Raw genomic sequence first — 13,339 nt, 5'->3', positions numbered from 1 at the left:
GTCCTCCATGGAACGAATGAAGAACGCATAGGAAACGGAAAGGGGCAAGTCAAGCGCCTTAAGCCATGCGCGGCTTTTGCCGGTCAGGCAGTTAGCGGGATGATGTCGACCATGTCGCCGGCAATGGCGGGGGCTGAGCCGGCCGGGCGACGGATCAGACAGTCGGCCAGCGCCATGGCGGCGGTGGCGGCGCTGTCCTGCGACGTGGCCGAGACGATCCCGTCGGCGCCGCGAAACGCCCGCAGATAATCGTCGCGTTCCGCCGTCGCGCCGAGTGGGGCGGCAAGGCGGGCCTGCACGACCGGCGGCAGCGGGGCGCGCGATCCGGCGAGATGGCGGACCAGCGGGCAGAGGAAGAGGGTGCCGGTGACGAAGGCGGAGACCGGATTGCCCGGCAGGCCGAGGAAGGTGGCGTTCCCCAGGCGCCCGGCCATCAGCGGTTTGCCCGGCCGCATCGCGATCTTGTAGAAATCGAGCGTGCCGCCGGCGGCCGCGAAGGCGGGGCGGACATAGTCATGGTCGCCGACCGAGGCGCCGCCGGTCGAGACGATGATATCGGCCTGTGCCGCCTGTTCCAGCGCCTGCGTCATGGCAGCGAGATCGTCGGGCACGATGCCAAGGTCGATCACGTCGCAGGGCAGGGCGGCGAGCAGGGCAGCGAGCATCGGCGCGTTGGACGAGGGGAGATAGCCCGGCGGCGTCGGCGCGCCGGGGGGAACAAGTTCATTGCCGGTCGAGAGCAGGGCGATGCGGGGCCGGGCGCCGACGGGCAGGCTGCCATGGCCGCCAAGGACGGCAAGCGCGATCTGGCCCGGCGTGAGGCGGCTGCCTGCGCTGACCAGCAGCGTGCCGGCGCGGAAATCGGAACCGAGCGGGCGGACATGCCTGCCGGGCGTCAATATGCCGTCATGCGCGGTCAGTTTGTCGCCGGCGCGCGTGGCATTTTCCTGGATCAGGATCGCATCGGCGCCGGCCGGCAAGGGCGCGCCGGTGAAGATGCGGCAAGCCTGGCCCGGTTGCAGGGCCGGGATATCGGCGTCGCCCGCGCTGCTGGTGGCGACCAGCTGCCACGGTCCGGCGCCTTCGGATGCGCGCACGGCATAGCCGTCCATCGCGGAAAGATCGGCCCAGGGCTGGTCGCGGCGCGCGCTGATGTCGGTGGCGAGCCAGCGACCGGCACAGGTGGCGACGGGCACATGTTCGGCCGGCAACGGATCGGCGAGGGCAAGTAGCCGCGCCTGCGCGTCCGCGACCGGCATCAGGTTCATCGGTCGCTGCTCTCCGGCGCGGTCCAGTCGCCCGATTTGCCGCCGCGCTTGGCGAGCAGGCGAACATCGCCGATTATCATGCCCTTATCGAGCGCCTTGGCCATGTCATAGACGGTCAGGAGCGCGGCGGTCGCGGCGGTCAGCGCCTCCATCTCCACCCCGGTCTGGCCGGCGGTGCGCGCGGTTGCGGTGACGGTGACGCCATCGTCGTGGAGGGTAAAGTCGATGGTGACGGCGCTCAGCGGGATCGGATGGCAGAGCGGGATCAGTTCGGCGGTGCGCTTGGCGGCCATGATGCCGGCGACGCGGGCGACGGCCAGCACATCCCCCTTCTTGACGAGGCCGGCGGCGATCGCCTGTGCGGCGTCGGCCGCCATGGTGATGCGGCCGGCGGCCACCGCCTCGCGCGCGGTCACGGCCTTGGCCGAGACATCGACCATGCGGGCGGCGCCGTCTTCATCAAGATGGGTGAGGCCGGTCATGCTCCGGTCAGCAGGTTGCGGGTCGCGGCCTCGACGTCGGCCTGGCGCATCAGGGTTTCGCCGACCAGGAAGCAGCGCACGCCATGATCGGCCATGGCGGTGAGGTCGGCATGGGAGCCAAGGCCGCTTTCGGCAACGAAGGTGCAGCCCTCCGGCGCCTTGCCGACCAGTTCATAGGTGCGGGCGAAATCGACGCTGAAATCGCGCAGGTCGCGGTTGTTGACGCCGATCAGGCGCGAACGGAGCTTGAGCGCGCGCTCCAGTTCGGCCTCGTCATGCACTTCGATCAGGGCATCCATGCCAAGGCCGAGCGCGGCGTCCTCAATCTCCTGCATCTGGCCGTCGTCCAGCGCGGCGACGATGATCAGGATCGCGTCGGCGCCGAGCGCCCGGCTTTCGAGGATCTGCCAGGGATCGACGATGAAATCCTTGCGCAGCACCGGCAGCGCGCAGACCGATCGGGCGGCCATCAGATAATCATCATGGCCCTGGAAATAGGGTTCATCGGTCAGCACCGAAAGGCAGGCGGCTCCACCGGCGGCATAGGCCACCGCATGGGCCGGCGGATCGAAGTCGGCCCGGATCAGCCCCTTGGACGGGCTGGCCTTCTTCACCTCAGCGATGAGGCCGAAGCCCGAGCGGGCGGCATCGTCCAGCGCCTTGCGGAAGCCGCGCGGCGGGGTCTGCTCGCTGGCGCGGGCGTGGAGCGACGCGATCGTCGTCGCGGCCTTGCGGCGGGCGACATCCTCGCGCTTGAAATCGCAGATTTCGATGAGCTTGTTGGTCATTGATAGGCAATCCAGCAATTGAGGAGCGCGTTGGCAAGGCCGTTGTCGATCGCTTCGGCGGCCTGTTCGACGCCCTCCTGGAAATCATGGGCAGCGTCAGCCACCACCAAAGCGGCGGCGGCGTTGAGCAGCACCGCGTCGCGATAGGCGCCGGCCTCGCCCTGGAGCAGTGCACGCAGCGCCGCCGCATTATGCGCCGGGTCGCCGCCGCGAATGGCGGTGACGGGATGGGTCGAGAGGCCGAGGTCCGCGGCGGTCAGGCGGCGCATCGCGACCACGCCGTCGGCCGTCACCTCGGCAATGTCGTTGCCGCCGGCGAGCGAGAGTTCATCGAGCCCCTCGTCGCCTGACACGATCATCGCATGGGTGGCCCCCAGCTGGCCCAGCGCATCGGCATAGATGGGGACATAGGCGGGGCGGGCGATGCCGACGAGCTGGCGGCGGACATTGGCGGGATTGGCGAGCGGCCCCATCAGGTTGAAGATGGTGCGTTCGCCGATCGACCGGCGGATCGGGCCGAGACGCTTGAGCGCAGGATGATAATTTTGTGCGAACAGGAAGCAGATGCCCAGATCCTTGAGCGTGGCTTCCGCCGTGGCCGCGGCGCGATCGAGATCGAGACCCAATGCTTCGAGCGTGTCGGCGGCACCCGCCTTGGACGAGGCAGCGCGATTGCCATGCTTGGCGACCGGCACGCCGGCGGCTGCGACCACCAGGCTGACGGCGGTGGAGACGTTGAGCGTATGATGGCCGTCGCCGCCGGTGCCGCAGACGTCGATCGTGCCTTCGGGGGCGTCGACCGGGATCATCCGGGCGCGCATCGCACGGGCGGCGGCGGCGATTTCCGTCGCGGTCTCGCCGCGCCGCGCCATGGTGACGAGGAAGCCGGCGATCGCCTCATCCGACAGGTCGGCGTCGAACAGCAGGTCGAAGGCGCGGGCGGCTTCGTCGGCGGCCAGGGGCGCGTTGGGATCGGGCAACAGGGTCATGGGCCAAGCCTTTAGTCCCGGCCGCGCGCGAAAGTCGAGGGCGACATGCTATTTGCCCGCCAATTGGAATTTTGTTGCGTGGTCCGGCAATTGGCTTGACGTGCAGGCCAAAGGGGCGTTGTCGGGAAAGCCATGCGCCGTTCCTGGTCGACCCTGTTCTGGAGCCTTGCCATCCGCCAGCGCCGCCGGCTGCGCGAGAGCGAGGCGGCCTTCATCCTGCTCGCCGTGCTGGCGGGCGTGGCGGCGGGGCTGATCACCAACCTGTTGCAGCTGATGGCGCACGGCATTCAGGAACTCCTCTATGGCGTCAGCATCAACCGGCTGAGCGCGTTGGGCGAGATCCGCCATCCCTGGCGGCTGCTGGGCCTGCCGTTGGGCGGGCTGGCGCTGGTGTTGCTGGCGCGGCTGCTGCGCCGGCGGCAACGGCCGCTGATCGACGTGGTGGAGGCCAATGCCCTGCATGGCGGGCGCATCCCGATGGCCGACAATCTGGTGATCGCCGGGCAGACGGTCTTGTCAAACGGGGCAGGCGCCTCGGTTGGGCTGGAGGCGGCCTATGCGCAGATGGGCGGCGGCGTCGCGTCGCTGCTGGGGCAATGGCTGAAACTGCGGCGCAATGATCTGCGCACTTTGGTCGGTGCCGGGGCGGGGGCGGGCGTGGGCGCGGCCTTCGGCGCGCCGCTGGCCGGTGCCTTCTACGCCTTCGAGATCGTGATCGGCCATTATACGCCCGCCGCGATCGCTCCGGTGGTGGCGGCGGCCTTGAGCGCGGCGTTCGTGACCCGCGAGCTGGGCGTCGAACCCTGGCTGATCGCGACCACGGCGGACCGGATATTGGGGACGGTGGATTATCTTCTCTATGCGCTGCTGGGCCTGCTGTGCGCGGGGCTGGGCATCCTCATCATGCGGATGGTGACCTTTGCCGAGCTGCGGGTGCAGGGCTGGACCTGGCCGGGGCGGTGGCGGCCGGTGATCGGCGGCGTGCTGCTGATGCCGCTCGCCTGGCTGACGCCGCAGACCTTGTCGGCCGGGCATGGCGCGCTGCACCTCAACCTCATCCTGCTGCCCGACTGGACCGTGCTGCTGATGATCCTGTGCCTCAAGATCGCGGCGTCGGTGATTTCGCTGAGCTTCGGCTTTCGCGGCGGGCTGTTCTTTGCGGCCTTGTTCCTGGGATCGCTGGCGGGGCAGATCTTTGCGCAGCTGGTCGACCTTGTCGGGATCGGCTGGTCGCTCGACCCCAATGATGCGGCGCTGGTGGGGATGGCGGCACTGAGCGTCGCGATCGTCGGCGGGCCGATGACACTGGGGCTGCTGATGCTGGAGACGACCCATGATTTCCAGCTGATGGGCGTGGTGCTGACCGCGTCGCTGCTGTCGAGCGCGGTGACGCGGGAAATGTTCGGTTACTCCTTCTCCACCTGGCGGCTGCATCTGCGCGGATCGACCATTCGCAGCCCGCGGGACATTGGCTGGGTGATGAACCTGACCGCCGGGCGGATGATGCGGCGCGACTGGGTATCGGTGCCCGATACGATGAATGTCGGCCAGTTTCGTGCGCTGGTGCCGCTGGGGTCGGCGAGCAAGGCGATCATGATCGACGGCGCGGGCGGCTATCGCGGCATCGTGCCGACGGCTGCGATATATCGCCCCGAACTGGCGGAAGATGCGCCGATCGCGCCGCTGGCAACGATGGCCGATATCTCGCTGCGGGCCGATGCCGATATCCGTGCGATCCTGCCCCTGTTCGACAAGGCGGCGGCGGACGAGCTGGCGGTGGTGGACGAAAGCGGGCTGGTGCTGGGCGTGCTGACCGAGAAACATGCGCGGCGGCGCTATTTCGAGGAAATTGAGAGTTCGCAGCGGGCGTTGTTCGGCGAGGGATAGGGCTTTCTTGGAAAATGCGCGGAAGGGCGCATTTTCGGTGCCGCACCGGCCCGCGCCCCCACCCGGCCTCCCACAGTATATCGCCGCGGGGCGTCCGGGCGGGGGCGCGGGCCGGGGTTGCATTGGCGGGGCAGGGCTGTAGAAGACCGGCATTCGCATGGACCCGGTGAAATTCCGGGTGGCTATTCCGGCCGCCGATCCGCCGGACAACATCGCACATGTTTATCGAACAAGCGCCCGTGTTGGCGCCATGTGACCTGATGTGGATTTTCGACATGACCCAATTTTTCAGCCGCTATCGCCGCCGATGGTTCAGCGACGCCCGGACGGCGCGCCATGACATCATGGCCGGCATCGTCGTCGCGCTCGCCCTGATCCCTGAAGCGATCGGCTTTTCCATCATCGCCGGGGTCGATCCGCGCGTCGGCCTCTATGCCTCGGTCGCGATCGCCATCACCATCGCGCTGATCGGCGGGCGGCCGGGGATGATCTCCGCCGCGACCGCTGCCGTCGCTGTGCTGGTCGGGCCGCTGGTGCGCGAGCATGGCGTCGAATATCTGTTTGCCGCGACGATCCTGATGGGCGTGGTGCAGATCATCGCCGGGTTGCTGCGGCTCGACCTGCTGATGCAGTTCGTGTCGCGATCGGTCATCACCGGCTTCGTCAATGCGCTGGCGATCCTGATCTTCATGGCGCAACTACCGCAGCTCACCAACGTCGGTTGGCAGACCTATGCGATGGTGCTGGGTGGCCTCGCCATCATCTATCTCTTCCCCCGGATCACCAAGGCGGTGCCGGCGCCGCTGGTCGCGATTTTGCTGCTGAGCGCGCTGTCGATCGGCCTGGGCCTGCCGGTCCATACGGTCGGCGACATGGGGCGCCTGCCCGAAGGACTGCCGAGCCTTGCCCTGCCGCAGGTGCCGTTGACCTGGGACACGCTGCGCATCATCCTGCCCTATTCGGTGACGATGGCGGCGGTCGGCCTGCTCGAATCGCTGCTGACCGCGCAGATCGTCGACGACATGACCGACACCGATAGCGACAAGCAGCGCGAATGCATGGGGCAGGGCGGGGCGAATATCGTCGCGTCCCTGTTTGGCGGCATGGGCGGCTGCGCGATGATCGGCCAGTCGGTGATCAACGTCACCTCGGGCGGGCGCGGGCGGCTGTCGACCTTCGTCGCTGGCGCCTTCCTGCTGTTCCTGCTGGCGGTGCTGGGGCCGTGGGTCGGGCGCATCCCGATGCCGGCGCTGGTCGCGGTGATGGTGATGGTGTCGATCGGCACCTTCAGCTGGGCCTCGATCGCCAATCTGCGGCGCCATCCGCCGACATCTTCGGCGGTGATGCTGGCGACGGTGGTGGTCGTCGTGGCAACGCGCGACCTGTCGCTGGGCGTGCTGACCGGCGTGCTTTTGTCGGGCATCTTCTTCGCCGCCAAGGTGCAGCGCATGTTCGCGGTGGAGCGCAGCGAGGTCGATGGCCGGGCGACCTATCGCGTCACTGGCCAGATCTTCTTCGCCTCGGTCGACCGCTTCACCCGCGCCTTCACGGGTGAGGAAAGCGCGACCCATGTGCTGATCGACGTGTCAGGCGCGCATTTCTGGGATATTTCGGGTGTCGGCGCGCTCGACAAGATCATCGCCCGGCTGCGGCGCGAAGGGCGCATGGTCGAGGTGGTCGGCTATAACCGGGCGAGCGCCGACATCGTCGACCGCTTCGCCCTGCACGACAAGACCGGGGTGGAGACGGGGGCGGTGCCGCACTGACACGGCTGCGGCCTTTTTCCCTTTTCGTCATCCTGACGAACGTCAGGATCCATTCGGCGCTACGCTGACGAGCGAGCGCTAAATGGATCCCGGATCAAGTCCGGGATGACGGCAGTGAAATTGGGCAAAAGCGTCCTTACGCCGCCTCGCGCTCGCGGACCGGGATGCCGGCGATCTTCATGAAATTGGCCAGCATGTCATGGCCATGTTCGGTCGCAATGCTTTCCGGGTGGAACTGGACCGAATGGATCGGCAGGGTCGCGTGGCGGAAGCCCATGACCGAACCGTCCTCGCTGGTCGCGTTGACCACCAGATCGGCAGGAATATCCTCCACGATCAGCGAGTGATAGCGGGTCGCGGTGAAGGGCGAGGGGAGGCCGGCGAACAGGCCGGTGCCGTCATGGCGCACCGGCGAGGTCTTGCCGTGCATCAGCCCGCCGCGCACCACCTTGCCGCCAAAATGCTGGCCGATCGCCTGATGGCCCAGGCACACGCCCAGCAGCGGCGCGCCGGCATCGGCGCAGGCCGCGACCAGGTCCAGGCTGACACCCGCCTCATTGGGGGTGCAGGGACCGGGCGACAGCAGGAAGGCCTTGGCCCCGCTCGACAGGGCCTGGCCCGCCGAGATGGCGTCGTTGCGCACGACCTCTACCTTGGCGCCCAGTTCCATCAGATAATGGACCAGGTTCCAGGTGAAGCTGTCATAATTGTCGATGACGAGGATCATGGGACACAGCCTATAGGCGCGGATGACGATGGGGGGAAGGGGTGTGGGGGCAAGTGGCAGAATGGCGCTAACGCCGTGCGATTTAAGCCTCTATGGCTTGATGGGGCTCAGCCTCATTCTGCCGGGCACGGAAAGGATTTTTCAAAAGCCGCAATTACAAGCTTTGATCCAGATTCGGAGCCCTTTTCCGGATGTTGCTGAATATAGTCTATCACCGCAGCTCGCATCTGAGAGCCGGTAGTGGCTGCTGGCATCTGGTAAACACAATATGGTTTGTTCCCATATACATCAGCCATTGCGCGTTGAAGATCGGCACCATCGCCAATGCCCAAGATATAGGCAGTACATAGACCGCGCAAATGGAGCTCTTCACTGGCGCAGGCGGCAAGCAGATTGCTTCCGGTTGCCAGCGGGTTCGTAGATCCGGATGCAGTTTGCAATAATAGCAATGCGGCAGCGAACATCGATCCTCCATTATTTGCGTGAAGCCAGTTGGTCGCTTTGACCTGACTCTTTGGGCAACAGAAAATGCTATCTGTGGGGCAGCCCAACGGCAATGAGATGCCAGCCTTCGCTGGCATGACGAAGTAAAAAGGGTAGGCGGCAGCACTCCGCCGCCCATCCCTTAGCGTTTCTTGTGTTTGCCCCGGCTGCTGCCGATGTGGCGGATGTTGGTGGGGCGGCCGCGGTGGATTTTCGGGCGGGTGCGGTCGCGTTTCAGCGGACTGCCGCGCGGGGAAGGGTTGTCAGGCAGTTCGAAGCGCAGCGCGCCGTTGATCGGGTCGGCTTCGGCGAGGCGCAGTTCCAGCCGCTGGCCCACCGTATAGCGGTCGCCGCTTTCGACGCCCTGCAGCGCCTTGCCCGCTTCGTCGAAGAAGAAATGTTCGGCGCCCAGCGTCGAGACGGGGACGAGGCCGTCGCCGCCCAGCCCCTCGACCGTGGCGAAGAAGCCGAAATTCTGGACGCCGGTGATCCGTGCCTTCACCACATCGCCGACATGGGCCGACAGGAAGGCGGCGACATAGCGGTCGATCGTCTCGCGCTCCGCCTCCATCGCGCGGCGTTCATGGCCCGAGATCATCTCGCCGACCCGGCCCATATTCTCATAATCCTCCTGGCTGAGGGAGGAGCGATCGGGGATCGCCCTGTCCTTGGGCGCGGGCAGTTCGAGATCATAGGCGCCGACCAGCGCGCGATGGACCAGCAGGTCGGCATAGCGGCGGATGGGCGAGGTGAAATGGGCGTAGCTGCCCAGCGCCAGGCCGAAATGGCCCATATTCTGCGGCGCATAATAGGCCTGGGTCTGGGAGCGCAGGATCTGGGTCATGATCTGCTCCTTCTCCTCCGACTCGCCGACCTTCTTGATCAGCTGGTTGAAGGTGGACGGGCGGATCACCTGGCCCAGCGCGAAGTCGATGTCGAAGGTGGCGAGATATTCCTTGAGCGCGACCAGCTTGTCGCGGCCCGGCGTTTCATGGACGCGGTACATGACTGGCGCCTTCTTCGCCTCCAGCGCCTTGGCGGCGGCGACGTTGGCGGCGATCATATAATCCTCGATCAGCATATGGGCGTCGAGCCGTTCGCGCACGGCGACGCTGACGATCTTGCCCCATTCGTCGAGGACGACGCGCCGTTCGGGCAGGTCGAGCGCAAGCGGATCGCGCTTTTCGCGGGCCTTGCGCAGCAGCGCCCAGCAGGCCCAGAGCGGCTTGAGGGCCGGTTCGAGCAATTCATTATCCTGTTCGCCATCGATCGCGGCCTGCGCATTTTCATAGGCGAGGACGGCGGCGACGCGGATGATGGCGCGGGAGAAGCGGAAGCTCTTCACCTTGCCCTGCGCGTCGATCACCAGATGGCAGGCCATGGCGGCGCGGTCCTGCCCGGCGCGCAGCGAGCACATGTCGGACGAGAGCTGGTGCGGCAGCATCGGCACGACCAGATCGGGGAAATAGACGCTGTTGCCGCGCTTGCGCGCCTCGCGGTCGAGCGCGCTGCCGGGGCGGACATAATAGCTGACATCGGCGATCGCGACGATCGCCTTGAAGCCGCCTTCATTGGCGGGATCTTCGTCCGGCGCGGCCCAGACGGCATCGTCATGGTCGCGCGCGTCGACGGGGTCGATCGCGACGATCGGCAGGTGGCGCAGATCCTCGCGCTTATCCTCATGCAGCGGCAGCTTGGACGCGGTGACCGCTTCCTCCTCCACCGCTTCGGGGAAGACATGGGGGATGCCATGCTTGTGAATGGCGATCAGGCTGAAGCTGCGCGGGGCGAAGGGATCGCCAAGAATATCGGTGACGCGCGCGCTGATCCGCGGCGGGCGGCCGGTCGGCTCGGCCAGGACTAGGTCGCCCTTCTTCGCGGTGCCGATGTCGCTGATCGGCGTATCCTTGCGGATGCGCTTGTCGACCGGGCGCAGCCACAGCTTGCCGTCGGCCATTTCCTCGACCACGCCGAGCAGCATCTCGGTCGATTTGGCCAGCTTCTTCATCGGATGGGCGAGCCAGCCCTTGCCCGCTTCCTCGGTGCGGGCGAGGATGCGGTCGCCGATCGTCAGGGCGCCACGCTTGCCCCGTTCGACCACGCGGATGCGGGGGGCGGGCTGGCCCTCGGCCTCCCAGCGTTCGGGGGTGGCGATCAGGGTGGTGTCGTCGACATCGACGATGCGCAGCACCGTCACTTTGGGCACGCCGCCCATCTTGTGGAAGGCGCGGGCCGGGCCGATGTCGAGCAGGCCTTCGTCCGCCATGTCCTTGAGCAGCGCCTTCAAGGCGATCTTTTCCTGCCCTTTGAGGCCGAACGCCTTGGCGATTTCGCGCTTGCCCGCCGGGGTGTCTGACTCGGTGATGAAGTCCATCACCTGCTGCCGGGTCGGGAACCCGGCGGGACGGACTTTCGCGCGGGCCGGGGCCGCCTTCTTCTGCTTCTGGGTCGATGCCATGGCTCCGCTATAGGGGGCAGGGGGCATGGGCGCCAGTGGCATGGCGGGATGGGACGGGCGGATCGTTGGGGCGGGCATGACGATATTGCTTTTGCCCCTGCTGCTCGCTGCCGCGCCTGATGCCTCGCCCGAGGCCCCGATCGTGCCGATCGACCGGAGCAATGCCGAACATTATGTCTGGGGCGGCAGCAATGATGGCTGGCATCTGGTGAAGCGCGACGAGATGTCGGTGATCCAGGAACGGATCGTGCCGGGCGGGGCGGAGATACGCCATTATCATCAGCGAGCGCGGCAATTCTTCTATGTCCTGTCGGGCGAACTGACGCTGGAGGCGGGCGGGGTGACCCATGTGCTCAAAGCGGGCCAGGGGCTGGAAGTGCCGCCGGGCGTGCCGCACCGGGCGCAGAACAGGAGCGGCGCGCCGGTCGATTTCCTGGTCAATTCGACGCCCAAAAGCCATGGCGACCGGGTCGAGGCACCGACGGAAAAATAGGAAATTCCCCGCTTAACTTCGCATATTTCCTGCACATTCTGATATTTTGGAACAATTGTAGGAAATCTTGTTGCGCGCCGGCCCGCTTGCCTTTGTGCGCCGTGCAACGATGACTATGCGGGCCATCAATCGGGCTGATACCAGTAGATGTCATGGCCGATCTTGGAGAAGTGTGGGCCTGACGGCGGACCTTTCCGGCTATCGAGCGTGATGAAATAGCCCCAGCCGCCGTCAAAATAGGGCTTTGTCAGAATATCGACGCCATCGGGGGAAATCGTGACGCTCATGGGATCGAGCTGCGCAATGTGATGTGGCCAACGGCTTTTGGGCACGAATTGCTGGCTGGCGGGCGTTCGCGCAGCCAAGGCTTTGGCTTCCCGTTCAATCGCTTGCAGGGTTGCAGTGTCCTGAACTGGCTGCCGGCACCCGGTGAGCGAGGCAAGGATGGCCATGATGGCGAGGCCGCCAATGCGATTTGCGTGCATATACTCCCCCGATGCGGAACGTCGCCGCTTATGAAGTGGGTCTAGCGGATCGCATCACTGTAGGACAGGCTTGCAGCATGGCATGGCTGCGGTAGAGGGGCGGGATGCAGCTTCTTATCGATGGTGAGCTGGTCGATGGCGCGCGCGCGATCGACCTTGTCAATCCGGCGGACGGGCAGGTCTTTGCCGCCGCGCCCTGTGCCGATGCGGCGCAGGTGGAGCGGGCGGTCGCGGCCGGGCAGCGGGCCTTTGCCGGCTGGCGCGCGCTGGACTTTGCTGAGCGTGGCGCGCGGATTGCGGCGCTGGCCGATGCGCTGGAGGGCCGGGCCGCGGATTTTGCCGCGCGGCTGACGCAGGAACAGGGCAAGCCGCTGGCCGAGGCGCGGGGCGAGATAGAGGGGGCGGTGGCGGCGCTGCGCTATCATGCCGGGCTGCGGCTGGAGCCAGTGGTGCTCAAGGATAGCGCGACCGAGCGCGTGGTCGAGCAGCGCCATCCGCTGGGCGTGGTGGCGGCGATCGTGCCGTGGAATTATCCGATACTGCTGCTGGCGCTCAAACTCGCGCCGGCGCTGATCGCGGGCAATTGCGTGATCGCCAAGCCCGCGCCGACGACGCCGCTGACGACATTGATGTTGGGTGCACTTGCGGCCGACATCTTCCCCGCCGGGGTGGTGCAGATGCTGGGCGATGCCGGCAATGTCGGACCGATGCTGACGGCGCATCGGGGAATCGCCCATGTCAGCTTCACCGGATCGACCGCGACCGGGCGGCGGGTGATGGCGGCGGCGGCCGACACGGTGAAGCGCTTCACGCTGGAACTGGGCGGCAATGATCCGGCGATCCTGCTGGACGATGCCGATGTCGCGGCGGTGGCGCCGATCCTGTTCGACGGGGCGATGGGCAATGCCGGGCAGGTCTGCCTGGGCGTCAAGCGCATCTATGCGCCGCGCGCGCTGATGCCGGCGCTGGGCGCGGCGCTGATTGCCTGCGCGGAGCGGGCGGTGGTCGGCGACGGGCGGGCGGCCGGCACGACGATCGGCCCGGTGCAGAATGCGGCGCAATATGCCCGGCTGCTCGATCTGCTGGCGGAGGCGCGGGCGCAGGGGCGGGTGCTGCATGGCGGTGCCCCCATGGAGGGGGACGGTTATTATATTGCGCCGACGATCGTCGCCGACCTGCCCGACGAGGCGCGGCTGGTGCGCGAGGAGCAGTTCGGGCCGATCATCCCGCTGCTCGCCTATGATGACGAGGAGGAACTGGTCCGCCGGGTGAATGAAGGCCCCTATGGGCTGGGCGCGTCGGTATGGACCGCCGATGCGGCGCGCGGACAGGCGATGGCCGCGCGGATCGACAGCGGGCTGGTCTGGGTCAACCGGCTGTTCGACCTGCCCTTCGACGTACCGATCGGCGGCGCCAAGCAATCGGGCATTGGCCGGCACCAGGGGCTGGCCGGGGTGGAGGAATTCACCCAGATCCGCATCGTCAACGCGGCCCTGGGCTGAACGGAGGAGGT

The 13,339-nt window shown here is 66.8% G+C and carries 12 protein-coding genes and 1 other annotated feature; of the genes, 4 read left to right on the top strand and 8 right to left on the bottom strand.

What is annotated here, in order from left to right; genetic code table 11:
- Nucleotides 1–83: 83 nt before the first annotated feature.
- Genes JQK15_RS18625 through trpD form a run of 4 tightly spaced genes read right to left on the bottom strand, consistent with a single transcriptional unit; the run spans nt 84 to nt 3,527 of the window.
- Nucleotides 84–1,268, bottom strand: coding sequence for a molybdopterin molybdotransferase MoeA (locus tag JQK15_RS18625; protein ID WP_037520397.1), 1,185 nt, complete (start codon nt 1,266–1,268; stop codon nt 84–86).
- A complete protein-coding gene (gene moaC / locus JQK15_RS18620; protein WP_037520395.1) occupies nt 1,265–1,750 on the bottom strand; it encodes a cyclic pyranopterin monophosphate synthase MoaC in 486 nt (161 codons plus the stop codon). Before moaC ends, JQK15_RS18625 begins: the two co-directional genes overlap by 4 nt.
- A complete protein-coding gene (trpC, locus tag JQK15_RS18615) occupies nt 1,747–2,538 on the bottom strand; it encodes an indole-3-glycerol phosphate synthase TrpC (RefSeq protein ID WP_214866800.1) in 792 nt (263 codons plus the stop codon). Before trpC ends, moaC begins: the two co-directional genes overlap by 4 nt.
- Entirely contained in the window at nt 2,535–3,527 is a 993-nt protein-coding gene (gene trpD, locus JQK15_RS18610) for an anthranilate phosphoribosyltransferase (RefSeq protein WP_214866798.1), read from the bottom strand. The genes trpC and trpD overlap by 4 nt, the downstream gene beginning before the upstream one ends.
- A gap of 132 nt (nt 3,528–3,659) precedes the next feature.
- Between trpD and JQK15_RS18605 the strand changes: the two genes are divergently transcribed.
- Together JQK15_RS18605 and JQK15_RS18600 are read left to right on the top strand one after the other, a co-directional pair.
- On the top strand, nt 3,660–5,414 hold the full coding sequence (locus JQK15_RS18605) for a chloride channel protein (protein ID WP_214866796.1): 1,755 nt from the start codon (nt 3,660–3,662) through the stop codon (nt 5,412–5,414).
- A 156-nt stretch (nt 5,415–5,570) separates the two neighbouring features.
- Nucleotides 5,571–5,626, top strand: a sequence feature (sul1 is cis-regulatory element that is thought to sense ions involved in sulfur or methionine metabolism; They are found in Alphaproteobacteria).
- 63 nt (nt 5,627–5,689) lie between these two features.
- Nucleotides 5,690–7,180, top strand: a complete 1,491-nt coding sequence (locus JQK15_RS18600) for a SulP family inorganic anion transporter (RefSeq protein WP_214866794.1) — start codon at nt 5,690–5,692, stop codon at nt 7,178–7,180.
- Nucleotides 7,181–7,316: 136 nt separating this feature from the next.
- Here the strand turns inward: JQK15_RS18600 and JQK15_RS18595 are convergent, their stop codons facing one another.
- From JQK15_RS18595 to rnr, 3 genes are all read right to left on the bottom strand, one after another.
- Nucleotides 7,317–7,907: an anthranilate synthase component II gene (locus JQK15_RS18595; RefSeq protein ID WP_007708936.1), complete on the bottom strand. Its 591-nt coding sequence runs from the start codon at nt 7,905–7,907 to the stop codon at nt 7,317–7,319.
- A 113-nt stretch (nt 7,908–8,020) separates the two neighbouring features.
- On the bottom strand, nt 8,021–8,371 hold the full coding sequence (locus JQK15_RS18590) for a Rap1a/Tai family immunity protein (RefSeq protein WP_214866792.1): 351 nt from the start codon (nt 8,369–8,371) through the stop codon (nt 8,021–8,023).
- Between the two features lie 161 nt (nt 8,372–8,532).
- On the bottom strand, nt 8,533–10,848 hold the full coding sequence (gene rnr, locus JQK15_RS18585; RefSeq protein WP_214866790.1) for a ribonuclease R: 2,316 nt from the start codon (nt 10,846–10,848) through the stop codon (nt 8,533–8,535).
- A gap of 25 nt (nt 10,849–10,873) precedes the next feature.
- On the opposite strand from rnr, the gene JQK15_RS18580 reads away from it, so the two are divergent.
- The gene (locus tag JQK15_RS18580) at nt 10,874–11,341 is read left to right on the top strand and encodes a cupin domain-containing protein (RefSeq protein WP_214866788.1); all 468 of its coding nucleotides are present in this window, start codon (nt 10,874–10,876) and stop codon (nt 11,339–11,341) included.
- 125 nt (nt 11,342–11,466) lie between these two features.
- On the opposite strand, the gene JQK15_RS18575 is transcribed toward JQK15_RS18580, so the two are convergent.
- Entirely contained in the window at nt 11,467–11,826 is a 360-nt protein-coding gene (locus JQK15_RS18575; RefSeq protein WP_214866786.1) for a hypothetical protein, read from the bottom strand.
- A gap of 104 nt (nt 11,827–11,930) precedes the next feature.
- On the opposite strand from JQK15_RS18575, the gene JQK15_RS18570 reads away from it, so the two are divergent.
- The gene (locus JQK15_RS18570) at nt 11,931–13,328 is read left to right on the top strand and encodes an aldehyde dehydrogenase family protein (protein ID WP_214866784.1); all 1,398 of its coding nucleotides are present in this window, start codon (nt 11,931–11,933) and stop codon (nt 13,326–13,328) included.
- Nucleotides 13,329–13,339: the final 11 nt, after the last annotated feature.

Origin of the sequence: Sphingobium sp. BHU LFT2, from assembly GCF_018604485.1 — a bacterium.
Taxonomy (GTDB): Bacteria; Pseudomonadota; Alphaproteobacteria; order Sphingomonadales; family Sphingomonadaceae; genus Sphingobium; species Sphingobium yanoikuyae_A.
This window is presented reverse-complemented; position numbering and strand designations above follow the sequence as displayed.